Annotated in this window: 19 protein-coding genes and 3 riboswitches; of the genes, 6 read left to right on the top strand and 13 right to left on the bottom strand. The window is 69.8% G+C overall.

The genetic code is table 11. The features are described from left to right. Nucleotides 1–36 precede the first annotated feature (36 nt). Together ACIQF0_RS10170 and ACIQF0_RS10165 are read left to right on the top strand one after the other, a co-directional pair. A complete protein-coding gene (locus ACIQF0_RS10170) occupies nt 37–1,032 on the top strand; it encodes a glycosyltransferase (RefSeq protein ID WP_401026949.1) in 996 nt (331 codons plus the stop codon). Nucleotides 1,033–1,340: 308 nt separating this feature from the next. Continuing rightward, nucleotides 1,341–2,117 (top strand): ANTAR domain-containing response regulator, encoded by a 777-nt coding sequence (locus ACIQF0_RS10165; RefSeq protein ID WP_401026946.1) that lies wholly within the window; start codon nt 1,341–1,343, stop codon nt 2,115–2,117. 3 nt (nt 2,118–2,120) lie between these two features. Here ACIQF0_RS10165 and ACIQF0_RS10160 read toward each other — a convergent pair whose 3' ends face one another. From ACIQF0_RS10160 to ACIQF0_RS10125, 8 genes are all read right to left on the bottom strand, one after another. Continuing rightward, complete coding sequence (locus ACIQF0_RS10160) at nt 2,121–3,293, bottom strand: GAF domain-containing protein (RefSeq protein WP_401026944.1); 1,173 nt, start codon at nt 3,291–3,293, stop codon at nt 2,121–2,123. 127 nt (nt 3,294–3,420) lie between these two features. Then, on the bottom strand, nt 3,421–4,560 hold the full coding sequence (locus ACIQF0_RS10155; protein ID WP_401026941.1) for a glutamate--cysteine ligase: 1,140 nt from the start codon (nt 4,558–4,560) through the stop codon (nt 3,421–3,423). Between the two features lie 83 nt (nt 4,561–4,643). Next, entirely contained in the window at nt 4,644–5,462 is an 819-nt protein-coding gene (locus ACIQF0_RS10150) for an ECF transporter S component (protein WP_401026939.1), read from the bottom strand. Then, nucleotides 5,459–7,054 carry an ABC transporter ATP-binding protein gene (locus ACIQF0_RS10145; RefSeq protein WP_401026937.1) on the bottom strand — a complete coding sequence of 532 codons (1,596 nt, stop codon included), beginning with the start codon at nt 7,052–7,054 and terminating at the stop codon, nt 5,459–5,461. Before ACIQF0_RS10145 ends, ACIQF0_RS10150 begins: the two co-directional genes overlap by 4 nt. Further along, nucleotides 7,051–8,160 carry an energy-coupling factor transporter transmembrane component T gene (locus ACIQF0_RS10140; protein ID WP_401026934.1) on the bottom strand — a complete coding sequence of 370 codons (1,110 nt, stop codon included), beginning with the start codon at nt 8,158–8,160 and terminating at the stop codon, nt 7,051–7,053. The genes ACIQF0_RS10145 and ACIQF0_RS10140 overlap by 4 nt, the downstream gene beginning before the upstream one ends. Next, a complete protein-coding gene (locus tag ACIQF0_RS10135) occupies nt 8,157–9,068 on the bottom strand; it encodes an ABC transporter substrate-binding protein (RefSeq protein ID WP_401026931.1) in 912 nt (303 codons plus the stop codon). The genes ACIQF0_RS10140 and ACIQF0_RS10135 overlap by 4 nt, the downstream gene beginning before the upstream one ends. Continuing rightward, on the bottom strand, nt 9,065–9,904 hold the full coding sequence (locus ACIQF0_RS10130) for a hypothetical protein (RefSeq protein WP_401026928.1): 840 nt from the start codon (nt 9,902–9,904) through the stop codon (nt 9,065–9,067). Before ACIQF0_RS10130 ends, ACIQF0_RS10135 begins: the two co-directional genes overlap by 4 nt. Then, the gene (locus ACIQF0_RS10125) at nt 9,904–12,363 is read right to left on the bottom strand and encodes a hypothetical protein (protein ID WP_401026926.1); all 2,460 of its coding nucleotides are present in this window, start codon (nt 12,361–12,363) and stop codon (nt 9,904–9,906) included. Before ACIQF0_RS10125 ends, ACIQF0_RS10130 begins: the two co-directional genes overlap by 1 nt. An 83-nt stretch (nt 12,364–12,446) precedes the next feature. Next, nucleotides 12,447–12,588, bottom strand: a riboswitch (cobalamin riboswitch). A gap of 70 nt (nt 12,589–12,658) precedes the next feature. Further along, nucleotides 12,659–12,785, top strand: a riboswitch (cobalamin riboswitch). 32 nt (nt 12,786–12,817) lie between these two features. Here ACIQF0_RS10125 and ACIQF0_RS10120 point away from each other — a divergent pair. Continuing rightward, complete coding sequence (locus ACIQF0_RS10120) at nt 12,818–13,819, top strand: prenyltransferase/squalene oxidase repeat-containing protein (RefSeq protein ID WP_401026923.1); 1,002 nt, start codon at nt 12,818–12,820, stop codon at nt 13,817–13,819. A 54-nt stretch (nt 13,820–13,873) separates the two neighbouring features. Here ACIQF0_RS10120 and ACIQF0_RS10115 read toward each other — a convergent pair whose 3' ends face one another. Together ACIQF0_RS10115 and ACIQF0_RS10110 are read right to left on the bottom strand one after the other, a co-directional pair. Then, entirely contained in the window at nt 13,874–14,902 is a 1,029-nt protein-coding gene (locus ACIQF0_RS10115) for a ribonucleotide-diphosphate reductase subunit beta (protein WP_401026921.1), read from the bottom strand. Then, entirely contained in the window at nt 14,899–17,253 is a 2,355-nt protein-coding gene (locus ACIQF0_RS10110; RefSeq protein ID WP_401026918.1) for a ribonucleoside-diphosphate reductase subunit alpha, read from the bottom strand. Before ACIQF0_RS10110 ends, ACIQF0_RS10115 begins: the two co-directional genes overlap by 4 nt. A gap of 109 nt (nt 17,254–17,362) precedes the next feature. Beyond that, nucleotides 17,363–17,575, bottom strand: a riboswitch (cobalamin riboswitch). 168 nt (nt 17,576–17,743) lie between these two features. On the opposite strand from ACIQF0_RS10110, the gene ACIQF0_RS10105 reads away from it, so the two are divergent. Continuing rightward, nucleotides 17,744–19,177 carry an FAD-dependent monooxygenase gene (locus tag ACIQF0_RS10105; RefSeq protein ID WP_401026916.1) on the top strand — a complete coding sequence of 478 codons (1,434 nt, stop codon included), beginning with the start codon at nt 17,744–17,746 and terminating at the stop codon, nt 19,175–19,177. A gap of 7 nt (nt 19,178–19,184) precedes the next feature. Here ACIQF0_RS10105 and ACIQF0_RS10100 read toward each other — a convergent pair whose 3' ends face one another. Next, nucleotides 19,185–19,583, bottom strand: coding sequence for a VOC family protein (locus tag ACIQF0_RS10100; protein ID WP_401026913.1), 399 nt, complete (start codon nt 19,581–19,583; stop codon nt 19,185–19,187). Nucleotides 19,584–19,645: 62 nt separating this feature from the next. Here ACIQF0_RS10100 and ACIQF0_RS10095 point away from each other — a divergent pair, with 62 nt between their 5' ends. Next, a complete protein-coding gene (locus ACIQF0_RS10095; RefSeq protein ID WP_401026910.1) occupies nt 19,646–20,599 on the top strand; it encodes a helix-turn-helix transcriptional regulator in 954 nt (317 codons plus the stop codon). Between the two features lie 89 nt (nt 20,600–20,688). On the opposite strand, the gene ACIQF0_RS10090 is transcribed toward ACIQF0_RS10095, so the two are convergent. Together ACIQF0_RS10090 and ACIQF0_RS10085 are read right to left on the bottom strand one after the other, a co-directional pair. Further along, entirely contained in the window at nt 20,689–21,633 is a 945-nt protein-coding gene (locus ACIQF0_RS10090) for a glycoside hydrolase family 6 protein (protein ID WP_401026907.1), read from the bottom strand. An 88-nt stretch (nt 21,634–21,721) separates the two neighbouring features. Next, nucleotides 21,722–23,935 (bottom strand): glycoside hydrolase family 9 protein, encoded by a 2,214-nt coding sequence (locus tag ACIQF0_RS10085; RefSeq protein WP_401026905.1) that lies wholly within the window; start codon nt 23,933–23,935, stop codon nt 21,722–21,724. 310 nt (nt 23,936–24,245) lie between these two features. Here ACIQF0_RS10085 and ACIQF0_RS10080 point away from each other — a divergent pair, with 310 nt between their 5' ends. Next, a complete protein-coding gene (locus ACIQF0_RS10080) occupies nt 24,246–25,529 on the top strand; it encodes an ABC transporter substrate-binding protein (protein ID WP_401026903.1) in 1,284 nt (427 codons plus the stop codon). Nucleotides 25,530–25,664 lie beyond the last annotated feature (135 nt).

The raw sequence follows: 25,664 nt of genomic DNA, 5'->3' as shown, positions 1-25,664 counted from the left end.
TTCCCGATTGCCGAGCACTCCGAAGGAGCCTTCCCGGTGAAGATCGCGTTGGTGTCCCTCGACGCCAGTCCCTTGACCGCACACTCGCGCGGACTCCGCGTCGCCGAACTGGCCGTCGCGCTCACCCGGCAGCGCCACGAGGTGCACGTGTACGCCGCCCACTCCGACACCGCCTTGCCTGAACAGGCGAACGGGTACGCCGTCACACACCTGCCGCCGAACCCGGCGGAGTTCGTCGACGCGCTCGTCGCGCAGTGGCAGGTGCGCAAGCCGGACGTCGTGCACTCGCTGTCGACGAGTTCCGGTCTGGTGAGCTCATTGAGCGCGCGTCAGGCCGAGGTCACCGTCGTGCAGACCGCCCACGAGACCGGGCAGCAGCCCAGCCCGGACGAGTTGGCGTTGTACCACTCGGCGGACGGCGTCATCGCCACGACCGAACGCCAAGCCGCCGCGCTGATCGGTGCCGGTGTTCGAAGGTCCCGCATCTGGGTGGTGCCGCCGGGTGTGGACACCGAACTGTTCCAACCGGACGACTCCGACGCGCCCCGCCTGCCACCGCAACGCGTCGTGTGGCTGGGAGAGCCTTTGCCGGGCAACGGGTCTGACGTCGCCGACCTGGTTCCGGACACCGAGTTCGCGACCATCGGAGGTTCAGCGCGAAGTCGTGCGGCACTTCTGCGGTCCGCCGACGTCGCCGTCTGCACCGGCTTGTCCGCCGAACAGCAGAGCCTGACCCTGGAAGCGATGTCGTGCGGTGTCCCAGTCGTCGAGTTCCTGCCTGGCGGCCCCAGCGACATGATGGTGCACGGCATCACCGGCCTGCACGTGCCGCAAGGCAACGTGCTTCGCCTGATCCGAACCCTTCGCGCGCTTCTCGCCGCTCCGACGCGGCGGGAACTGCTCGGCGTTCTCGCCCGCGACCGGGTGTGCGTCCGGTATTCGTGGGACCGCATCGCCAACGACGTGATTCACAGCTACGACGAAGCGCTCGGCTCGCACCTGGTTCCACAGACAGGTGGCAGGACGCGTTGAGCTCCCGGTGCTTCGGTACCGGATCGAGATCAGCCGAAGCGGGCGACGTCGCTTGAGTTGCACAAGAGCGGGGTACTGAAGGATCGCCGTGCACGCGTGCACGCACTGGAGGCCCGCCTTCGGGTGGTCCGGCCTGGACCGGTGACCGGACGTTGAACACTCCAGCGTCCCGTTGCCGGTCCAGGTTCCAGGTGAGCTCTCCTCGCCCGACTCCCTTTGCCGACGGTCCGTGGCCGTACGATGCGCTGAACGTGCGTCAAGCAGCCGGCGCCGTGGACTCCACGTGGATGGCGAAGGGGTGCCGCGGCATGGCAGACGGTGCACAAGGGCAGGAACGCTCGGTGGACGAGGATCGCCCTGATCCGCTCGTGCGTCTCGATGAGACCGCTGACGCGCTCGAGGTCCTGCGTGAGGTCTTCACCGGCGACGAGCCGTTGGACGAAGCGCTCCAGCGGCTCGCGGAGACCGCGGCCAGGGCGGTGCCGGACGCCGACGCCGTGACCGTCACCGTGATGACCCCCGAGCATCCGCGCACCGCCGCGACGACGGATCCCCGTCTGATCGAGGTCGACGAGAAGCAGTACAGCGCCCGGCGCGGGCCGTGCCTGCAGTCGGCGCAGACCCTGGAAGCGGTCCGTGCGGTCGTGGGTGAGCACGGCGATCTGTGGCCGGAGTTCGAGGCCGCCGCGGACGAGGCCGGTGTTCGCGCGTACCTGTCGGTTCCCGTCGTCCTACCCGCGTCGGACACCGCCGGAGCACAGCACGTGGGAACGCTCAACATCTACAGCTACACGGCGACCGCGTTCGACCCCTTCGACGAGGGTCTCATGCGGCTGTTCACCACGGCCGCGTCCGCCACGATCGTCAGCGCCCAGCGGTGGCAACGCCTGCGCGAGCAGCTCCAGCACATGGAGCGCGCACTCGAGTCCCGCGCCACGATCGAGCAGGCGAAGGGCGCGCTGATGGCTGTGCACTCGTGCACGCCGGAGGAGGCGTTCGCGATGCTGGTGCAGCGGTCCCAGCACGAGAACACCAAGCTCCGCGACATCGCCGTCGGCCTGCTCGACACGGTCAAACGGACCTGAACGTCACCGGTTCCGGTAGGCAGCCAGCCCGCCCAGCTCCTCGCTGGCGATGAACACCGACCGCACGTGGATGAGGGCTTCCTCGATGTGGGCGGCGCAGCCCCAGGCCGCGTCACCCCACGAGTCGGCGACCTTGACCTCCGCCGCCGCCGTGCACGCCGACCTGCCGCCGAGCTGGCAGTGCTCGGGGTGCGGCGTACCTGCCTGTTCCGCCGCGGCCGCGCGCAGCTGGGCGGCCAGTTCGGCTGCCGCCGTGGCGCGCTGCTCGGCGTCGGCGCGCAGTTCCTGTTCCGCGCGCATCGCCTCGGCCAGGCGCGCTTCGGCCGCCTGCTTCGCCTGTTCCGTGTGGTGGCGTTCGACGGCCAGGGCCGCGGTGCCGGCGAAGACGCGGATGAGCGCCAGGTCCGTGTCCCGCGGTACGCGTGGGGCCCGGTGGTACATCGCGAACGTGCCCAGCAGGCCGCCGTCGCGCGCCAGGATCGGCGTGGACCAGCAGGCGCCCAGCCCGGCCTGCTCGGCCAGGTGGCGGAAGTCGTCCCAGAACGGGTCGGTGGCGATGTCCGTGACGATCACCGGTTCCCGCCGGTGTGCCGCCGTGCCGCAGGAGCCGACGCCTTCGCCCGTGGCGATGCCGTCGATGGCCTCGTTGTAGAAGGCGGGCAGGCTGGGCGCGGCGCCGTGGCGCAGGTGCAGGCCGTCGGGTTCGGCCAGCAGCACGGACACGAGCACGTCCTCCGGCGCCAGTTCCTCGATGCAGCGGGCCATCCCGTCGAGCACCTCGGTCAGCGGGGCCTGCCGGGCGATCTGCTCCAGCAACGCGCGGTGCTCGGCCATCAACCGCTGGGCGTGCTTGATCTGCGTGGTCTCCACGCCGATCACGGTCACCCCGGCCACGTCGCCGGTCGCGTCCCTGCGCGGTTCGCAGGTGAGGTCGAAGAACGCCTCCCGCACGTGCGGCCCGGTGCCCAGCACCACCTTGATGTCACGGCCGCTGAGTGGTTCGCCCGTGCGGAAGACCTCGTCCAGCAAGGCGTCGAGATGAGTCCGGTCCTCGCCGATGGTGGCCAGGAACGCCGGATTGGCGGTCTCCACCGCGTGCGCCGGTCCGCTGAACGCCGCGAACACCGCCGCCGAATGCCCGAAAAGTGTTCGTACGTCGTCAGTCTGCTCGTGCATGCCAAATGCGCTCACTGCGCGCCCTCTCGCGATGCGCCACAGGCTCGCTGTTTGACCTCGGACGCTGTTCTTGGTGCCCGCTCCACGGCGAGTACACGCGATCGTACGCACCGCCGATGACCGGCGATCAGGAGCACTTCTGATCCGGCTCGGCACGGTCCGCGTTGTCGACGTCCAGCAGGCCGAGCAACGACTCCACCTGACCGCCGCGGAACGCGCGGCGCTGCCGGTCGGCGCCGGATCCCTCGCTGTCCAGCAGCCGCAGACCTCGTTGCACCGCAGGGAGATCGCCGTTGGTCTCCAGCACCGGGGTCAGGCGGCGCACCAGGTCGTCCAGCTGCTCGCGCACCGGCCGGGACTCGCCGGACAGCACGTCGAAGGTGTTGCCCCGCAGGCCTTCGTTGGCCACGCCCCAGCACGCCTGTCTCAGTGTCTCCTGCGGAACGTCCTCAGCGGACACACCACGTCCGACGTCGACCACGGCCTGAGCGACCAGAGCGCGAACGAGTGCCGCGAGCAGCACCGCCTCGTCCGCGGTCGCCGCGACGTCCGCGACCCGCACCTCCACGGTCGGCAGTTCGGTGGCGGGCCGGACGTCCCAGTAGACCATCGCCCGGTCCAGCGCCGTGCCCGCCGCGATCATCGTGTCGCTGACCTCTTCGTAGTGCTGCCACGAGGTGAAGACCGGTGGCGGTCCGGACACCGGCCAACGCGACCAGATCGTCGAACGCCAGCTCGCGAAGCCCGTGTCCTCGCCGTCGGCGAACGGCGAGTTCGCCGTCACCGCCGACAGCACGGGTAACCAGGGCCGCACGTGGTTGCACACCTGCACGGCCGTCTCCCGGTCGGGAACGGCGACGTGGACGTGACATCCGCAGATCAGCTGCTGCTCGGCGAGCGCACCGAACTCGCGGGCGATCCGCCGGAACCGCAGGCTGTCCGTGATCTCACCGGTCGCGCGTCCCAGTGGCGGCGCACCGACGGCGATGGCCCGACACCCCACCGTTCTCGCGGCCAGTGCCACCTGGCGACGCAGGTCGAGCAGCTCGCGGTGAGCCTGCTCCACGTCCGCGCACACCGTCGTGTTGATCTCCACCTGCGCGCCGGTCAGCTCGTGCTGCAGGTCCAGGCCGAGCCGCTCTCTGGCGACGACCACGACCTCGTCCGCCCGGTTCACCGCGACGCCGGTCACCGCGTCGACCAGGAGGAACTCCTCCTCGACACCGATGGTGGGACTCCACTCGTCCTTCGCTGACGCCTTTTCCACGTGTCACCAACCTGCTCTGGGCGCCACTGCGCGCTCGGGGATTCCGGGAACCGGCGAATACCCCTCTCCCACCAGGAGAAACTTCAGCGGTCGCTGAATGTCGGCAGCGCGCCGTACGAAGCCCTGCGCGAGGCCCGCCGCAGGGTCGCCAGCACAGCCGGCCCGATCACGAGAATCGCGACGGTGTTCGTGATCGCCCTGCCCGTGTCCCAGCCCGCTGTCGACGTCAGCAACGTGAACACCGCGAACCGGTGCAGGTTCTCCAGCACGGGATCGCCTGCCACGTAAGAGATGTGGCCGTCGTGGTACGGCACCTCGGCGTCGGTGATGAACGGCCAGAACCACAGGTTCATCAGGAACCCGAACAGGTACGCGACCACGATCCCGTACGTCACGAGCATCGCGATCTCGGCCTTGCCGCTCACGCGTTTGGGCAGGAGCCCCGCGCCCATGCCGATCCACGCCGAGCACATCATCTGGAACGGCAGCCACGGCCCGACACCGGCGGTCAGCAACGCCGACGCGAACAACGACGTGCTGCCCAGGACGTAACCGAAGCCGGGTCCGAAGACGCGGCCCGCCAGGATCAGCAGGAAGAAGACGGTCTCGATGCCCGCCGTCCCCGCGCCCAACGGCCGCAGCGCCGCGTTCACCGCCGACAGGACGCCGAGCATCGCGAGTGCCTTGGAGTCCATGCCCCCTTCGGACAGTTCGGCCAGCACGATGACGATCAGGACGGGCAAGATGCCGATGAACACGAACGGCGCGTCCGGGCCGTGCTGCATCGACTGCGGTTCGACGCGGACGAGCAACGGCCAGACGAACATCATCAGGCTCGCGATCGAGGCCAGCGTCAGCACGACCGCCGACCGCTTGCCGATCTTCACCGCCGAGGTGGTCATCGCACCTCCTGCGGCAGCGCGGCGCGCACGTCGGCGACGGTGAGCCAGGGTTCGCCGAGGATCTTGGCGACCTGGGTGGCGAACGCGGGTGAGCCACCGAGGACCTCGGCGGTCGGGCCGTCCGAGACGACCTCGCCCTCGGCCATGACGACCACGCGCTGGGCGATCGTCGCGACGAACTCGACGTCGTGCGTGGCGACGACGACGGCCCGTCCTTCGGCGGTCAGGCCGGCGATCATCTGCGCCAGCGCGGCTTTCGCGGTGTAGTCGAGGCCTCGGGTGGGTTCGTCCAGCAGCACGACGCGCGGCGCGGCGGAGAGCTGGACCGCGAGCACCAGCGCGAGGCGCTGGCCTTCGGACAGGTCACGCGGGTGCGCGGCGGGATCGATGCCGGGGGCGAGCCGGTCGAGCAGGCCCCGGCACCGGCCGGGTTCCGCACCGGACTCGGCGTCGGCGGCGGCGCACTCGGCCCCGACGGTCTGCAGGTACAGCAGGTCGCTCGCGGTCTGCGGGACCATCCCGACCAGCTTGCGGCCCTCGGAACTGCTCAGCGACTTCGGGTCCGCGTCGCCCGCGCGGACGGTGCCGCCCTGGCGGGGTCCGGAGCCCTGCACCGCCCAGAGCAGCGACGACTTGCCGGAACCGTTGCGGCCCATGACGGCCAGCACCTCGCCCGCGTGCAGCGAGAGGTCGACGTCGCGGACGGCGACCTTCGGCCCGTACCGCACCACGATCCCCGACGCGGTGAGCAGCACGTCGCCCGCGGTGGTGGTCCTGACCGGCGGGCTGCCGAGCGTGAGCGACGAGGCGCGGCGGCGGGCGTCCCTCACGGACATCGGCAACGGGTCCCAGCCCGCCAACCGTCCCAGTTGGACGATCGGCGGCGCGATCGGCATGTCCCGCAGCACTTCCGGCGGTGGGCCGTCGAGCACTCCCCCGTTGCCGGGCACGTAGATCATCCGGTCGGCGAACGGGATCACGCGTTCCATGCGGTGCTCGGCCATCAACACCGTCGTGCCGAGGTCCTCCACCAGACGCGCGAGCGTGGCCATCACGTCCTCGGCGGCCGTCGGATCCAGCGCCGAGGTCGGTTCGTCCAGCACGAGCACCTTCGGGTGCGTGGTCAGCACCGAGCCGATCGCGACGCGCTGCTGCTGGCCGCCGGACAACGTGCGCAGCGCTCGCCGGCGGAGTTCCGCGATGCCCAGCAGGTCCAGGGTCTCCTCCACGCGGCGACGCATGACCTGCGGTGACAGACCGAGTTGTTCCATGCCGTAGGCGAGTTCGTCCTCGACGGTGTCGGTGACGAAGCCCGCCAGCGGGTCCTGGCCGACGACGCCGACGAGGTGCGCGAACTCGCGCGGCGGGTGCGAGCGGGTGGACACGCCGGCCACCGAGACGTCCCCTTCGAGGTGGCCGCCGGTGAAGTGCGGGACCAGGCCGTTGATCGTGCCGAGCAACGTCGACTTGCCCGCGCCGGTCTGGCCGGCGAACAGCACGAGTTCGCCTTCCCCGACGGACAGCGAGACGTCGCGCAGCACCGGCTCCGACCGGCCCGCGTACCAGAAGCCGACGTGGTCGAGTTCGATCATGACGCGACCACTTCTTCCAGTGCGGCGAACGGAGGTTCAGGAACGGGAGTGAGGAACGCGGGCAGGACACCGACCAGCACACCCAGGAGCGGCCCCCAGGACAGCGGTGGCCACGACAGCCGGATCAGCGACGGGTTGAGGTTCGCGGGGTCCACACTGGACGTCACGAACAGCACGGCCGCGACACCGAGTCCGCTCAACGCCACCACGAGTTCCGGCAGCTGCCACCGGTCCGGGCGGTAGCGGGTGCGCTGGACCCGCTGACCCGCCATGCGGAACCCGACCAGGGCGATGAGCAGCCCGACGGACAGCACCGGCGCGGCCAGGAATCGCGGTGTGGACCCGTCCAGCGTCGCGTAGACGCCCACGCACACCCCGATCAGACCGGCGATCATCATCGTGCCGGTGAGCACGCGCCGGCGTGCCTCGACCAGCCCGGCCCGGCCGTAGCCGCGGGAGTCCATCGAGGCCGCGAGCTGCAACGAGCGGGACAGCGCGTCCTCCAGGATCGGGATCATGACGGAGTGCAGCACCTGCGTGCGCTTTCCGCTGCCACCACGCAACTTCCGGGCGCGACGCACGCGCAGGACGCTCTCGGCGAGTTGCGGGAACACCGACAGCGCGACGATCACCGCCGTGCCCACCTCGTAGAGCGCGGGCGGCATGGCCTTGAGCAGTCGCTTCGGGTTCGCCAGTGCGTTGGCCGCACCGAGGCAGATCACCATGGTCGCGAGGCGCAGGCCGTCGTAGAGGCCGCCCAGCAACGACTCCGCGGACACGTCGCCGAACAGCCGGATGCCCGCAGCCCACGCCGGCAGCGGGACTTCCGGCAGCCGCAGGATGATCGTCGAACCCTCCGCCCCGCCGAACACGAGCCGGAAGAACACCCGGATCGCCACGATCCACGCGCCCAGCACGAGGTACAGCCGGAACGCCAGCGCCCACGGCGCCTCGGAACGGCGGGCCACGACGACGTACCCCGCCACCGCGATGATCGTGAGCAGCAGCCACGGGTTCGTGGTGCGGGTCGCGGCGACCGCGAGGCCGAGCGCCCACACCCACCACGCCGCCGGGTGCAGGTCGCGCGGCAGGAAGTACGACGTCACGACTCGTTGACCCGTTTCCGCCGCCGTGCCACGAAGAACCCGGCGACCAGCAGCACCACGACCGCGCCGCCCGCGGCCCACGGCGCGTAGTCGCTCGCGCCGGACGTCCGCTTGATCACCTCGCTCACGTCCTCGGCGTTCTCCCCGCCGCTGAACGCGATGTTGCTCGACGGGTCGTTCGCCTTCGTCCGCGCGGTGGCACTGGCGCGAGGCTTGGGCGGCGGCAACGCACCGGTCGGCGCGCCCGGCGGTGGAGTCGCCGTCTGCTCCGGTTCTGGAGTGGCTTGCGGCGGGCGGCCCTGAACGGGAGCCTGCGTCTCGTTGAGGTCGTTGCTGACCGGCTTCGGCTCCTCGACCGCGTTGCACGCCTTGCCCTCGGTGCCGGGGCGGACGGCGGCGACGCGCGGTACCGGGTTCGTGTCCGCGGTGGCGTTCAGCGAGAACGACCAGCCCTCGAAGCCGCCGCGGAGGAACTGGCGGTTCTTCACGCCCCACTGGCTGTAGTCCCAGGCGCAGTTGTTCCCGGCGTGCCAGTACGACCAGTAGGCCGCCGCGGGAGGGGTGTCGACGCACAGCTCGCGGTAGCCGGCGCGGCCGTTGATCGGGATCTGGTCCGCGGCGGCGGGTTTGTTCTCGACGCGGCAGAGGAACGCCTCGCCCCACCGCTGCACCCCGGCGACCTGGAAACCGGCGCCCTTCAGCGCGTCCAGGCCGGTGCCCGCGGTGGTCTGCGGGTTGCAGCGCACGATCGCGTCGCCTCCGAGCTGCTGGAAGTCGACGACGACGGTCACGCCCCGGTCGTCCTTGCAGAAGCCCGGATGGCCCTTGCTGTGGTCGATCGCGTGCACGACGGGTGCCACCGCCACCGTCAGGAACGTGGCGGCGGCCAGTGCCGCGAGCCTCCTCATTGGACGGTCAGGGTGGCGGACGAGTACACCGTCACCCCGTTCCCGGTCGCGGAGATGATGTAGGTGTACGTGCCGGTCGCCGTGGGCGTGATGTTCTGCGTGCCGCCGGGCGTCGCGAGCGAACCGGACCAGCTACCACCACCACTGGCCGGGGAGACCGACGACGCGCTGACCGACGTGGCGTTGGCCGAGGTCCAGGTGAGGGACGTGGTCTGGCCGAGGGTGATCTTGCGGTCCAGGTCGTTGATCGACAGGGCCGCGGTCGGGTTGCTCACGTTCACCGCCGGGTTCGTCGGCGTCACGCCCGGGACCGGGTTCGTGCCGGCCGACTTGTTGAGCGAGAACGACCATCCCTCGAAACCGCCGGGGATCACGTTGCGGTTCAACGCGCCGTAGCTGCTGTAGGTCCAGGTCGAGCCGGAACCGTCGGCGTGCCAGTAGCCCCAGTACGCGGAGCCGGGCGGAGTGTTGAAGCAGCCCTCCTTGTAGGTCGGGTTGCCGGTGACCGGGATGTTCTCCGTCGACGTCGGACGGCCGCCCACCCTGCACACGAACCCGAGGCCCCACTTGACCGTGCCCGCGACCGCGATTCCCGCGTCCTGCAACGCCTTGATGCCGGTGCGGTCGGTGCCGGGAGCGGCGTTGGGCGAGCAACGCGTGATCGTCGGCGCGGCCACCCCGCCGTTGCCGTCCAGTTCCTGGAAGTCGACCACGATCGTCGTGCCGCTCAACGCGTCCGCGCCGGTGCAGATGCCGTCGTAGCCCGCGGCACTGGCAGGAGCGGGCGCGACGACCAGTCCGGTGAGGACCACCGCGGCGGCGAGAACTCTCTTCATCACTGAACCCCCTGGGAGAGACGACGGCGAAGCAGCAGAACGAGACCGGCGAGCACCATGGCGCCGCCGAGTGCGAAGTAGGACCACAGCGGCGGGTGCCGTGGAGCGTTCTGGGCGACCAGCGCGGGGACCGGCTTGGCGTCGGCCAGGGGCAGTCGCACCACCGGTGACAGCGGAGAACCGTTCGCGCTGATCCACGATCGGCCCGCGATGCCTTGTGCGGCAACGAGACTCGTGGCGAAGTCGGTCGTGCCGTCACCGCCGGACACCCGCGCCAGACCACCGTCGGCGAGCACCATTCCGCCGATCGTCTTCGCGGTACCGCTCACGTCCAGGCCCGCTGCCTGGCGAGCACCCGCGACCGAGGCGCTCAACGCGATGGAGGGCGCGCCACCGTCGTCATCGACCATGCCCTTGCCGTTCGGCTTGGCGCCGAGCAACGAGATCGCCTTCACGAACGCGGCCGCGCGCTCCTTCGACCACTCGGCCGGGGCCTGGGCGACGGGCGCGTCCTCGGTGAACGGCCTGCTGTTCAGCGCGGTGACCGCGGCGGCGGTGGAGGCGAGATCGCCGTCCTCGCAGTCCGCGTCGTCCATGCGTTCCGGGAACGTGCCGTCCTCGCACTGACGGGCGGCCAGCGCCTCGATCGCCTGGCCGGGGTCGGCGACGGTGGCGAGCACCGCCCAGGTGTGGCGGCGGACGGAGTCCGCGGAGTCCGCGAACGAGCCGGTGTCGGTGAACAGACCGTCCGCGCCCCGCAGTGCCGCCAGGTCGGCGCGCAGCCGGTTCGCGAGGTCGTCGGACTTCTGGAACTGGGCGAGGACGACGAGTTTCGCGAGCGGTTCGGCGTAGGCGGCCTCACCGGTCTCCTGCCCGGCGCCGTGCGCGTAGGCGTTGACCGCGTCCGGCGTCAGCAGGAACTCCGAGGCCTTCTTCGCGGCGTCCGGCTGCTCGCCCAGCGCGTGCAGGGCCAGCACCAGGTCCGCGGTCGCGTCGTAGTCGACGTAGGTCCTGTCGTTCTCGGTGACCTCGACGTGGTCGCCGCGCACGAGCTTGTTGGCCAGGTACGCGCCGAGCTTCGCGGCGGACGTCTTCGCGGCCGGTTGCACGGTCTTCGGCGCCGGGGCGGGCTGGCGGACCACGGCCTTCGGTTTGGTCGTCGGTGTGGGCGCTCTGACGGTGGTGGTCTCGGTCTTGGTGTGCACCGGTGGTGGCGTGGTGCCCTGTGCCGCCGTGGTCGTAGTCGTCGCCGGGGTGCTGCTCGCGGTGGTGGTCGGGGTCGGCTCGGGCACGTCGCCCTTGGCCAGCGCGTACAACCCGATCTGCGACAACCCGAGCGAGGCCTGCGCGCTCGCCCTGATCCACGTGTCGATGCCGGAGATGCCGCCGGTGCGCGCCGCCTGGTACGAGGCCGGGTCGTACGCGATCGCACCGATCTGCCCGGCCAGCGCGGTACCCGAGTCGGACGCGCCGGCCTGTGCGGACTTCAGGAACTCGACGCCCCTGCCGACCTCAGCACCCGCGCCGCCCGCGTCCGCGAGCGCCTGCACGATCAGGCCGGTGCTGTTGGTGTTCGGCGCCTCGGTCCCGACACCGCCACCCCAGCCACCACCGGCGGACTGGTTGTTCTTCAGCCACGTCACGGTCCTCGCGATCGGCTCGTCGAGCCCGGCCGCCCCGGCGCGCTTCGCCGCGAGCATGGCCGACAGCGCGAGGCCCGTCGCGTCACCGTCCGGCGCCGACGAGCCGTCGGCCTTCCCCTCGTCACAGGAGGACACCTTGAGGCCCTCAGGTCCCTGGACGTACCCGAAGAAGATCCGGAAGTAGCCCTCGGAACACTGCTGCGTCACCATCTTGTCGATGGCGGGCTGGTCGTTCTCCCCCGCCACCGCCAGGCCGATCACGGCGAGGGACTGGCCGAACATGTTGGCGTTGTTGTTCACCATGTCCGCCCACTCGGGGTTCTTCGAGTAGTCGCTGATCCGGCCGGCGTCGACGCCCGAGCGCCGGATCGCCGCCTTCGTCTCGGCGACCATGTCGTGGCCGTCGAAGGCACGCGGATCACGGCCGGAGATCTGCGCGGCGAGCAGGGTCTTGGCCACCGCGCCGCCGACGACGATCTGGTCGAAGCCCTGGCCGGGAGCGAGGCCGTCCCAGGTGAAGTAGTCGGTGACGTGTCCCTGGTCGTCCAGGAACTTCATGATCGGCTCGGCGAGCGCGCCGTCACCGGAGGCGTGCATCGCGAAGACCAGGTCGAGCATCAGGCCGTGGTCGGGCAGCTCGCCGCCGAGCGGGTTCTCCAGGGTGCCGTCGGGTCGCAGCTGGTGGGAGAGCCACACGGAGCTGGAGTGGGCGGCGTCGCGATCTCCCGCGGCGGCCGCGGTTCCGGCGATCGTCGTGGCGATCAGGCCCGCGCCGACGGCGAACGCCAGTGCGGCCAGGCTCCTGCGCCGGGTCATTTCTCTCCCCCTCCTCGTGCTGCTCGAGGAGAGGAGACGACGCGGGGCGCCGGCAGCCACCCCTGCGTTTCGCGACAGCGGTCGGTCCGTTCACCCCGCCCGGATGGTGACCCGACTCGCCACTGAAACCAGTGGCCCACGGTTGCGCGACAGTGCCGGATTCCGACCGGCTTCCCCGTCACGGGCGAGGTATGAAGTTGTCGAGCCGAGCGAGGTTAACACCTGGAAACCGCTGTTCGGCACCGCCTTCGGGGTCGGAGGCGAGCGTCACATCCGTACCCGGTACGGGGCCTTGCGCGGCATGAGAACCTGTTGGGCGTTCAGCGCGGCGCGGGGGAAGTCCGGTGAGAATCCGGCGCTGTCCCGCAACGGTGTGCCCTCCGCGGCAAGCCCGGTCACCCGCATCGCGCGGTGTTCACCAACTCCTGTCGTGGAAGTGCGGGAAAGGGTTCTCATGAGACGTCTGGTGCTCGCTGCTGTCCTGATGCTGGGCATTGGCACCGCTGCCACCCCCGCGGTGGCGGCCACGCACAACAAGTCCGGCGCCGCCGCGGGCTGGCTCGCCCGGCAACTGGTCGACGGCGAACGGTTCGAGGCCGACTTCGGCGGCCAGAAGTTCCCCGACCAGGGCCTGACGATCGACGCGATCTTCGCGTTCGCCGCCGCCCGTTCCTCGGACACCAACGCCGAGAAGGCCATCACGTGGCTGGCGAAGCCGGAGATCACCACCGGCTACGTCGGCTCCGGCACCGAGGCCTACGCGGGCGCGCACGCCAAGCTGTTGCTGGCGGCGAAGGTGCGACACAAGAACGGCAACGCTTTCGGCGGTGTCGACCTGGAAGCCGGTCTGCGCGGCCTGCTCGCGCCGTCGGGGAGGTTCTCCGACCGGTCGGACTTCGGTGACTTCTCCAACGCCTTCACCCAGTCCCTGGCGCTGATCGCCCTCGACCGCACGCCGGCCGGCTCGCCCGCGTCGGCCAAGGCCTTCCTCGCCGGAACCCAGTGCCCCGACGGGGGTTTCCCGCTGAACTTCGGTCAGACCCCGTGCGCCAGTGACGTCGACTCGACCGCGCTGGTCGTGCAGGCGTTGCGCGCCACCGGTGACAACGTCAACGCCGCCGAAGGCACCGCCTGGCTCGCGTCGAAGCAGAACGCCGACGGCGGTTTCTCCGTCGGCGCCAACGCTTCCAACGCCAACAGCACCGGCCTGGCCGCGCAGGCGCTGGCCGGTCACCGCCCTGCGGCCGCGACGCAGGCGCGTCAGTTCCTGCGTTCGCTCGCGGTCGGCTGTGCGGGTGCCGTCGCGGACCGAGGCGCGATCGCCTACGACGCAACGGGATTCGACCAGGCGACCGCTCCACGTGCCACGGCTCAGGCGGTGCTCGGCCTGACCGGGGTCAAGCTCGCGAACCTCGACGGCGGAGGCAACCCCGCCGCGCCGACGCTCGCCTGCTGACGAAGCGGTGCCCCTGACCGGAGTTCCCGGCCAGGGGCACCGCACCCGCACGACTCAGAAGTCCTCGTCGAACGCCACCGTGCCGGTCACACCGACCTGGTAGGCCGAAACCCGGCGCTCGAAGAAGTTCGACAGCTCCTGCACGTCCTGCAGCTCCATGAACGCGAACGGGTTCTTGGAACCGTAGATCGGCTCGATGCCGAGCACCTGCAGCCGCCGGTCCGCGACATGCTCCAAATAGGACCGCATGTCCGCCACCGACATGCCGGCGACACCGCCGCCGAGCAGGTCCTCCGCGAACTGCACCTCGGCGTCGACGGCCTCGCGCAGCATCTGCTTGACCTCCTCGTACAAGGAGTCGTCGAACAGGTCCGGCTCCTCGCGGCGCACGGTGTCCACGACGTCGAACGCGAACGCCATGTGCATCGACTCGTCGCGGAACACCCAGTTGGTGCCCGACGCGAGGCCGTTCAAGAGCCCGCGCGACCGCAGGAAGTAGACGTAGGCGAAGGCGCCGTAGAAGAACAGGCCCTCGATGCACGCCGCGAAGCAGATCAGGTTGAGCAGGAACGACCTGCGGTCCTCCCGCGACTCCAGCCGCTTGAGGTCCGAGATCGAGTCGATCCACTTGTAGCAGAACTCGGCCTTCGCGCGGATCGACGGAATCGTCTCCACGGCGGCGAACGCCTCGATGCGGTCGTTCTCGTCGGGCAGGTAGGTGTCGAGCAGCGTCAGGTAGAACTGGACGTGCACGGCCTCCTCGAACAGCTGCCGTGACAGGTAGAGCCGGGCCTCCGGCGCGTTCACGTGCTCGTAGAGGTTGAGCACCAGGTTGTTCGCGACGATCGTGTCACCGGTCGCGAAGAACGCGACGAGCCGGTTGACCAGGTGCCGCTCGGCCTCCGACAGCTTGTTCAGGTCGGCGAGGTCCGAGTGCAGGTCGACCTCCTCGACCGTCCACGTGTTCTTGATGGCGTCCCGGAAGCGCTCGTAGAACAACGGGTACCGCATGGGCCGCAGCGTGAGGTCCATGCCGGGGTCGAGCAGAGCGTTCTGACGGGCGGTGTTGGCGAGCGCGGTCACTGGCAGGCCTCACAGGACTCGGGGTTTTCGAGGGAACAGGCGATGGCTTCGTCCGACGTCACGACGGGCACCGCCGTGGTGGTCGTGGTCGTCGCCTGCTGGATGCGCGTCGCCGGACGGGAGCGCAGGTAGTAAGTGGTCTTGAGCCCGGCTTTCCAGGCGTAGAGGTACATCGAGGAGAGCTTGCCGATCGTCGGCGAGGCGACGAACAGGTTCAGCGACTGGCTCTGGTCGACGTACGGGCCACGCGCGGCGGCCAGTTCGATCAGCGCCTTCTGCGGCAGCTCCCAGGCCGTGCGGAACAACGAGCGCACGTCCTCCGGCAGTTCGGCGATGCCCTGCGCGGAACCGTCGTCCTGCTTGAGCCGGTTGCGCACGGCCTCCGTCCACAGGCCGCGGGCCTTGAGCTCGCGCACCAGGTAGGAGTTGATCTGCAGGAACTCGCCGGACAGCGTCTCGCGCTTGAACGTGTTCGACACCTGCGGCTCGATGCACTCGAAGCAGCCGGCGATCGAGGCGATCGTCGCGGTCGGCGCGATCGCGATCAGCAACGAGTTGCGCAGGCCGTGCTCGCTCACGCGTTCGCGCAGAGCACCCCAGCGCTCGGTCTGCGTGGGCGTGACGCCCCACAGGTCGGGCTGCAGATCTCCCTTGGCGGCACGGGTTTCGGCGAACGCCGGGTGCGCGCCCGCGACCGAGGCCAGCTCCGCCGACGACTCCAGCGCCGTCAGGTAGATCTCCTCGGCGATCCGCGTCGACAGCTCACGGGCCTCCGGCGAGTCGAACGGCAGGCGCAGCTTGAAGAAGACGTCCTGCAGACCCATGACACCGAGACCCACCGGGCGCCAGCGCGGGTTGGAGCGCGCCGCCTGCTCGGTCGGGTAGTAGTTGATGTCGATCACGCGGTCGAGGAACACGACGGCGGTGCGGACCGTGGCACGCAGGCGATCCCAGTCGATGCCGTCGCCGGCCACGTGCGCGCCGAGGTTCACCGAGCCGAGGTTGCAGACCGCGGTCTCCTCGTCGCTGGTGACCTCCAGGATCTCCGTGCAGAGGTTGGACAGGTGCACCACGTTCGACGGCGACGCGGTCTGGTTGCACGTCCGGTTCGCGGTGTCCTTGAACGTCATCCAGCCGTTGCCGGTCTGCGCGAGCGTCCGGATCATCCGTCCATAAAGGTCACGAGCCTTGACCGTGCGCACGGCGCGGCCGGCCTCCTCGGCACCCCGGTAGGCGCGGTCGAACTCGTCGCCCCACAGGTCGACCAGCTCGGGGATCTCGTCCGGGTCGAACAGCGACCAGTCCGCGTCGGCCTCGACGCGGCGCATGAACTCGTCCGGGATCCAGTTCGCCAGGTTGAGGTTGTGCGTGCGGCGCGCGTCCTCACCGGTGTTGTCGCGCAGCTCCAGGAACTCTTCGATGTCCGGGTGCCACGTCTCCAGGTACACGCAGGCAGCGCCCTTGCGCCGGCCACCCTGGTTGACCGCGGAGACCGACGCGTCGAGCGTGCGCAGCCACGGCACGATGCCGTTGGAGTGGCCGTTCGTGCCGCGGATCAACGCGCCGCGCGAACGGACCCGGGACCACTGCACGCCGATGCCGCCGGCGAACTTCGACAGCCTGGCGATCTGCTGGTAGCGGTCGTAGATCGACTCGAGCTGGTCCTTCGGCGAGTCCAGCAGGTAGCACGACGACATCTGGGTGTGCTGGGTGCCGGAGTTGAACAGCGTCGGCGAGCTGGGCAGGTACGCCAGCGACGACATCAGCCGGTAGAAGTCGATGGCCTCGGTCGCCGTCTGCGAGAGACCGCACGCGACACGCAGCAACCAGTACTGCGGCTGCTCGATCACCGAACGCTTCGAGGGGTGGCGCAGCAGGTAGCGGTCGTAGACCGTGCGCAGGCCGAAGTACTCGAACCGCCGGTCGCCCTCCAGGTCGATCGCGTCGTCGAGCTTGCGCGCGTTGGCGGCCACGAACTCCGCGGTCGTGTCGCCGATCAGGCCTTCCGCGTGGCCGAGCGCGATGCTCTGGCTGAAGGACATCACGCCCTGGCGGCGCACTTCCTTCTCGATGAACGCGGCGAGCAGGCCCGCGGCGAGCTTGGAGTACTCGGGCTCCTCGGACACGAGCGCGGCGGCCGTCTGGATCGACAGCCGGTCCAGTTCCTCGGTGGTGGCGCCGTCGTAGAGACCGCTGATCGTCTTCGTGGCGACCCGCAACGGGTCGACGTCGTGCAGACCGACCGTGCAGCGCTCCACCGCGCGCACGATCTTGTTCAAGTCCACCGGTTCCAGTGAACCGTTGCGTTTCTTGACGCGCATAGTGGTGGTGACCGTGTCGACCGCCGTCACTAGCTCTCTCCTCGCGAGCTCGGGTGGCCACGGGGAAGCGAGGAGTGAACGGGCGCGCGCGACCGCCACGTCCTCCCGCCCTCCCTCGGGGCCGCGGACGCCCGCACGCAGGCACGTGCGGGGCGCTGGCAGGTCTTCGGACTCGTGGGCGAGCCTGTCGCCAGGCGCCTACCGGCCGTCGCTTCCCAGACATCGATGTCCAGTGCTTTCTGACGGCTTTCGTTCCCACTCACCGCTGCGGGGCAGTCCCGGATTCCCACCGGGTTCCCTCTTGCGACGACCGATCTGGAGGATCGGCCGAACCAGCTTCGGAGCACAATACATGGGCGCGGCCGAGCCGCTGACAACTACATCTAGTGGGCGTGTCGCTCAGTTGGAGCAGAGCACGCCAGGCTCACGACGTCGCCTCACCCTGCGCCGTATATCGCTTGCGGCAAGATCTGGAGGCCCCCACACTTGGCCGCCGATGCCGAGGCTGAACAGGTGGTTCATGTTCGATGTGATCATTGCCGGGTGCGGTCCGACCGGCGCGGTGCTGGCCGCCGAACTGCGGCTGCACGACGTGCGGGTGCTCGTTCTGGAAAAGGAACCCGAGCCCGCCGCGTCGTTCGTGCGCATCGTGAGTCTGCACATTCGCAGTCTGGAAATCCTGGCGATGCGCGGTCTGCTGGACCGCTTTCTGGAACGGGGCCGGCAACGTCCGGTCGGTGGCGCCTTCGCCGCCATCCCCAAACCCACGCCGGAAGGCCTGGATTCCACGTTCACCACCATGCTCGGCATCCAGCAGCCGGTCGCCGACCGGCTGCTCGCCGACCACGCGATCGCACTGGGCGCACAGGTCCGGCGCGGTGCCGCGGTGGCCGGTCTCGAGCAGGACGACGACGGCGTGACCGTCGAACTGGCCGATGGCGAGCGGCTGCGGTCGCGGTACCTGGTCGGCTGCGACGGCTCCCGCAGCACGGTCCGCAAACTGCTCGGCGTCGGGTTTCCCGGCGAGCCCTCGCGCAACGACACGCTGATGGGCGAGATGAAGGCCGCCGCACCGGAAGACGAGATCGCCGCCAAGGTCGCGGAAATCCGCAAGACGAGCCCTGTGTTCCACCTCGGACATTTCGGCGACGGGGTCTACCGCGTTGTGGTCCCGTGCGCGAAAGCCGGTGAAGATCGCGCGGAGGCGCCCTCCATCGAGGATTTCCGGCGGGAACTGCGCGCCTTCGCCGGAACGGATTTCGGCGTGCACTCCCCGCGCTGGCTGTCCCGTTTCGGCGATGCCACGCGGCTGGTCGAGCACTACCGGATCGGGCGGGTGCTGCTGGCAGGCGACGCGGCGCACATCCACCCGCCCGCCGGTGGCCAGGGCCTGAACCTGGGCGTGCAGGACGCGGTCAACCTGGGCTGGAAGCTCGCGGCGCAGATCCGCGGCTGGGCGCCGGAGACGTTGCTGGACAGCTACCACGCCGAACGTCATCCGGTCGCCGCCGACGTGCTGGACAACACCCGTGCCCAGGTGCAGCTCTCCGCCCCCGGACCGGGCGCGCAGGCCGTGCGCAGGCTGCTCACCGAGCTGATGGACATCAACGAGGTGAACCGGCGGCTGATCGAGAAGATCACCGCGATCGGCGTCCGCTACGACTTCGGCGAAGGCCCCGACCTGCTCGGCCGGCGGTTGCCCGACGTCGATCTCGCAGAAGGCCGGCTCTACGACCGACTGCACCAGGGGCGTGGCCTTCTGCTCGACCGCACCGGGCGACTGGCCGTCGAGGGCTGGTCGGATCGCGTCGACCTGATCGCGGATCCCGTTGCGGCACTGGAGGTTCCGGCCGTCCTGCTGCGCCCCGACGGGCACGTCGCCTGGATCGGCGAGGAGCAGCAGGACCTGAACGACCACCTCGCCCGCTGGTTCGGCAAGCCGTTCGCCTCCTGACGGGCTGTCAGCGCGCGAACTTCGCGATCGCGGCCGGGGTGACCGGGGTGAAGAAGTTGACGAGGTTGCCGTCGGGGTCGCGGAACAGCAGTGCGCGGTTGCCCCAGGGCATCGTGGTGGGTTCGGTGACGACGTCCTCCACGAAGCCCGCCAGGTTCTCGCGCACGGCGTCCACGTCGTCGACGAGGAACTCGATGATGACGCTGCGGTTCGCGCCGGGCTCTGCTGACCCGGGCGCGAACAGGCCGACGGTGCGGGTGCTGCCGATCGCGAGGGTGCCCGACGCGGTGGCGAGCTCGGCGAAGTCGTCGTTCGCCCAGTTCGCCCGCAGGCCGGTGGCGCGCTCGTAGAAGCCGACGAGGCGGGTGATGTCGCCGGTGATGACACGGATCGAAACGAAGTTCATACCGGCACGCTAGGAGCAATACCGGACAGTATCCGCCCGGTATCTGCGGAATACTTTCGACCATGCCCCGGCCCACCGCCCGCGTCCTCACCCTGCTGGAACTCCTGCAGTCGGGAGGCGTCCGGACCGTCGCCGAACTCGCCGACCGGCTCGGCGTGGACGAGCGCACGGTGCGCCGGTACGTCGAGCACCTCGTCGATCTCGACGTGCCCGTCGAGTCGGTGCGCGGCCGCTACGGCGGCTACCGGCTCGCGTCCGGCTACCGCATGCCTCCGCTGATGCTGAGCGACGACGAAGCGCTCGCCGTGCTGCTCGGCCTGGTCGCGGGACGGCGATCCGGCTTGATGACGGCCACGAACGCCGCCGGTGAAACGGCGGCGGCGAAGATCAGGCGCGTGTTGCCGCAGCGGCTGGGCGGCAGGCTCAACGCTGTCCTCGACTCCCTCGCCTTCACCTCACCCGAACGCGAGCTGCCCGCGCCTGACGCCACGGTCCTGCTCACGATCGCCGACGCGGTGAGCCACCACCGGCCGGTCTCGATCCGATACACCGCAAGGGATGGCCGGCACAGCGAACGCACGCTGCACCCGTACGGGCTCGTCGCCCACTCGGGCCGGTGGTACGTGACGGGTGCCGATCCCGCGATCGGCGAGGGCCGGACGTTCCGGCTGGACCGCATCGCCGGTGCGCGCACGTTGCCCGGCTCGTTCAACCCACCGGAGGGAGTCGATCCGGCGGAACTGGTCCTCAAAGGACTGGCCACCGCCTCCTACCGGCACGAGGTCACCTTGCGCATCCGGGGAACGGCCGAGCAGATCCGCACCCTGCTGCCCGCGAGCGTCGCGCTCATCGAGGAGTCGGACTGGTCCCGCGTCGAACTGCGGGTGGAACGGCTCGACTGGTTGCCGGGCGTCCTCGCGTCGCTGGACCTGCCGTTCGTGATCGAGCGCCCGGACGAGTTGCGCGACCTCGTCGTGGCGCTCGCCGACCGACTCAAGGAATCCGCTTTGCGGTGAACCTAGGAAGGTAAGCGCTTTCCAGCTAGCCTCTGAACCGCCGGGGGCACGCGGTTGTTCCAGCCGCCCGTGCCCCTGGCCCTACCTCATCAGACCCCGTCGATCAGCCGGATGGCCAGATCGGGGTTGAACGTGCCCGCCGGCGTGGTCGGCGCGATGCCGCACGGACCGTCGGACACGCCCGGTGTCTTGACCCACAACAACAGGTCGGCACCGCCACCGATCTGCGGCACCACACCGAGCTTGCGACCGGCGGGGTTGCACCAGCCGTCACCACGCCCCTTGCCGTTGCGGCTCGTGTCGACCACGAAACCGGCCGTGTAGCCGAGGAAGCCGTTGACCTGGCTCGCATAGCTCGTCGACTGGCTGGTGGTGTAGTAGTTCGACACGTTCACCGAGAACCCGCGCACGTTCCGCACGCCGGCCTCGTTCAGCCGGTACGCGATGGTGGACGGCGACACCCAGCCGGCGTTGCCGCCGTCGAGGTACGCGTACGTGTTGGGGGCCTTGGCTTTGAGCTGTTCGGTGGCGTACTTGAGCAGGCCCGCCATCTCCGTCCGCTGTGCCGCCGTCAGGCAGTCGTAGGCGGCGAGCGCGTCCGGTTCGATGATCACCACCGCGGGCTTGGTCCCGATCCCGGCCGCGAAGCTCGAGATCCAGGTCCGGTACGCGCCGGCACTGCCGGCGCCACCACCGGAGTGGCCACCGCAGGCATCACGGTTGGGGATGTTGTAGGCGACCAGGACGGGGAGTTTGTCCTGGCCGTCGGCCGCGCCCGCGTAGTTCGCCACGGTCGAGCCGATGCCGGCGTCGTTGCCGAACCAGCGCGCGATCGGCTTGGAACCGATCGAGGACTGGATCCGCGCGGACCTGGAGTCACTCGGGTTGTTCCGGGCCCAGGTGGCGGGCGCGGAGTTGGGGTTGACGTAGAAACCGCTGGTCAGGTCCAGCGGGCTGGCTGCTGCGGCAGGGGTGGCCGGGGACAGCAGCAAGACCGCGCAGACCGCGACCGTCGAACGGGCAATCCACCGCACTGTGGATCTCCTCTCGGATGGGACTGTTCCTCTCACCCACCGCCCGCGCGGCATCGCGCGGGCGGTGGGAGTTCTCGTGACGGGGAGGTCAGCGGGTGTCGGCGAACGCCGCGACCCAGGCCAGCGCGGAGTTCCAGTTGATCGCGACCTCGTTCGTCGACCACGACCCGAGCTCGTCGAGGTAGCACTTCGCGGGTGCGCAGCCCGGCAGGTTCTGCTGCGCCACCGGGTCCTGCAGGCCCGAGTTGGGGCCACCGGCGAGCGATCCGGCCGGCGGGTTGGGCATCCTGGCGTCTACCTGGTGCGCCCAGTGCCGGTGGTGCTGGTTCTTGCTGGCCTTCTCGCCGTAGCCGCTGACGAACGACTGGTTGAGGCCGTTGCGGCCGAGCAGGTAGTCCATGGACTCCAGCACAGCGTCGCTGTACTTGCGGTTGAGAGTCGTGTCGTAGGCCATCGCCATGATCATCGACGCGGTGAGCGTGGCGCTCGTCGAACCCCAGGCGTACTGGCCGTCGGCCGGCTTGGACGGGTTGGGGTAGCCCTGCGACTTCAGGTCGCGCAGGTGGCCGTCGGCGACGTTGATGACCCGCGCGCGGGCGGTGATCACGCGGTCGAGCGGGAACTTCAGCGGCAGCCGCAGGATCGTGAGGTCGGCCAGGCCGCCGGTGTCCTTCCAGGAGAACCCGGCCGAGGTCAGCTTCGTGGTGATCTTGTTGAGGTACTCGCGCTTGCCCGTCGTCCCGTACAGCTCGGCCGCGGCCCACGAGAACTCGTCGGTCACGTTGGTGTCGTCGTAGGCACCACCACCGACGCTGTCCTCCTTGGGGGCGTACTTCGCCGGGTTGGCCAGTGCGGCCTTCCACGCCGTCTCGGACGCGGCCAGGCACCTGTCGGAGAACGCGCGGTCCCACAGCTTGAAGACGCGGGCGCACTGGGCACCGGCGGCGGCGAGGTTCAGCGTGGCGGCCGTCGACGGGGCGTGCAGGTAGCGCGGCTGCGGGTCGTTGCCGGGCAGCATCGGGTGCGCGGTCCAGGCCAGGTCGTGCATCTTGTGGTGGACCATGCCCGCGAGCGGCTTGCCCGCCGGGACCTGCATCTTCAGCAGGAACTCCATCTCCCAGCGCGCCTCGTCCAGCACGTCGGGCTTCTGGTTGTCCTGCTCCGGGATGGCCAGCAGGCCGTCCCGGAAGCCTTCGATGTCGAGCGTGTAGAGCGACCGCTCGTAGGTGTCCATCAGCTGCCACGCGGCAAGGGCACCGTTGACGACGTACTTGCCGTGGTCGCCCGCGTCGTACCAGCCACCGCTCACGTCGAGGGAGTAGTCGCACTCCCCCGGCAGGCACGGCACCGACACGTCGCCCTGGTTCGGCGCCACGCCCACGTGTCCAGCCGGTCGCGCGTACGCCTCACCGACGTACTTCGCCTCGATCGGGATGCCGCTGCGGTTGTGGTAGAAGTACGCGAGCGAGTCCCGTCGCAGCTGGTCATAGGGCTTGTCGGCGATGCCGAACGGGAAGCTGCTCTGGTCGCCGACAGTCAGACTGTAACCGCTTCCAGCCTTCTTGTAGGCCGAGAAGTCGGCGATGTGCACGTGGTCGCGCGTCATCGCGTCGTTGCCCTTGACCTGCGTTTTCCCCGCCTGGACGACAGCACCCGCGGCGTCGCGCAGCTGCCAGTCGACCGGCTCGGTGGAGCTGTTCACGATCGAGGCGCGCTTGGCTCCGGCCGTCGGGTACGCGTACTGGTTCGTGCGCACCGGTGAGCCGTAGTCCCAGCCACCGCCGGGTGGGACGATTCCGCCGGTCAGCGACACGTCGTCGATGCACAGCGTGTACGGCTCGGCGGACACGCCACCGGCCTGGATCGCCACCTGGCCGCCGGTGCGAGTGGCCACTGTGGACGTGCCGGTGAACTCGAACGTCTTGGGAGTGCTGGTGAGCGCGGCGGCCTTGTTCAGCACGGTGGTGTTCGGCGCGACGGACAGCGCGACCGCCGCCCGCACGGTGACGTTCTTCGTCGCGGTGGCGGTGAAGCGCAGCGTGTAGGGCTGACCGGCCTCCAGCGGGATGTCGTTCTGGCCGATCATGGCCGTCCACGGGTTCGCGGTGCCGCCGGGGATCTGCGCGCACAGCCTGCCGTCGGCCACTGTGGACGGAGCGATTCCGCTGCTCCACCAAGGGGTCTTCACACTGTCGAACTTGCCGTTGAGCACGCGCTCGTAGGGCTCGGCCGCGGTCGCGGGTGCCGCGATCGTGGCGATCAGGACGAACGGAAGGCCGGTCGCGACCAGCCTGGTCTTCACGGACATACCGGGGGCCTCTCGAGGTCGACTGTCTCCCGGCGCGACCGCAGCGTCGAGGCGAATGTTCACCCACCCGACCCCGCCTGTCAACGCTCCCGCGTCATCGAAATGTGACCGGCGCTACCTCTTCACATCCGGATGGCCTCGTGGTTACAGTCCTGTAAGCGCTCACAGTTTCCCCCGATCCCGATGGGCGCACACCGGCCGAAGCCGCAGCGTCGCAGCAGGTGAACGGTGTTCCAGTGGTCTGTCAGACAGTCAAATCCAGGTGTTAGCGCTTGCAGACCATCCGCCAACTGGAGGTTCTTCGATGGGTGTTCGACCGAGGCGTGCCCTGCTCGCCACAACTCTGCTCAGCTCGCTGGTGGCCGTGTCCGCCTGTGGAGGTGCCGCCGACTCCGCGTCGTCGGGGGACGTCACGCTGATCGTCAAGACCTTCAGCCAGTTCGGCTACGACGAGCTCTACAAGGAGTACGAGGCGAGCCATCCCGGCATCAAGATCAAGGAAGAGAACATCGGCAAGCTCGGCGACTACACGCCGAAGCTGCAGCAGTGGCTCGCCACCGGGAAGGGCGCGGGTGACGTCGTGGCGATCGAGGAGGGCATCCTCTCGCAGTTCATGGCGAAGCCCGACCAGTTCGTGAACCTGCTCGACCACGGCGCCAAGGAACTCTCCGGCAACTTCCTGCCGTGGAAGTGGCAGCAGGCGTCCACTTCGGACGGCAGCAAGGTCGTCGGCCTCGGCACGGACGTCGGCGCCCAGGGCATGTGCTACCGCAAGGACCTCTTCGAGGCCGCGGGCCTGCCGACCGACCGGGAGGCGGTCGGCAAGCTCTGGCCCACCTGGGACGCCTACCTCTCCACCGGCAAGCAGTTCAAGGCCAAGACCCCCGGCGCCGGCTTCTACGACTCGACCGGTGGCGTCTACCTGAACATGCTGATGCAGTCCGGTGACCACACGTACTACGACGCCACGAACAAGCTGGTGATCGACTCGAACTCGGCCGTGAAAGCCACCTGGGACAAGTCCATCGAGATGGTGAAGGCCGGTCTGTCGGCCAACATCGAGATGTGGAGTCCACAGTGGAACGCGGGCTTCAAGAACGGCACCTTCGCCACGATCCCCTGCCCGTCCTGGATGCTCGGCACGATCGAGAAGCAGGCGGGCCCGGAGAACAAGGGCAAGTGGGACGTCGCCAAGGTGCCGGGCAACGGCGCCGTGCGCGGCGGTTCGTTCCTCGCGGTGCCGGCGCAGAGCACGCACCAGAAGGAGGCCGCCGAGCTGGCGAAGTTCCTGACCAGCGCCAAGGGCCAGACCACGGCGTTCAAGGCGAAGAACAACTTCCCGTCCTCGCCGCAGGCCATCGACGACCCGGTCGTGCAGGACTTCAAGAACCCGTACTTCGGCGACGCGCCCGTCGGCAAGATCTTCGGCGAGAGCGTCAAGGCGCTCAAGCCGGTCTACCTCGGCCCGGACAACAACGCCATCGGTGACCGCGTCGGCAACGCGCTGCTCGCGGTGGAGCAGGGCAAGCTCCAGCCCGACGAGGCCTGGGCCAAGGCCGTCGACGACGCCAAGCGCCTGGCCAAGTAGCGCCCCGGGGGCGGGGGGGGGGGGGGCCCCCCCCCCCCCCCGCCGCCCCCCCCCCCCGGGGCGGGGGGGGGGGGGGCGGCGCCCGGCCGGCGGCGCCCCGCCCCCCCCCCCCGCGCCCCCCCGGGGCCCGGGCGG

Source organism: Lentzea sp. NPDC092896, assembly GCF_044754905.1.
GTDB lineage: Bacteria > Actinomycetota > Actinomycetes > Mycobacteriales > Pseudonocardiaceae > Lentzea.
This window is presented reverse-complemented; position numbering and strand designations above follow the sequence as displayed.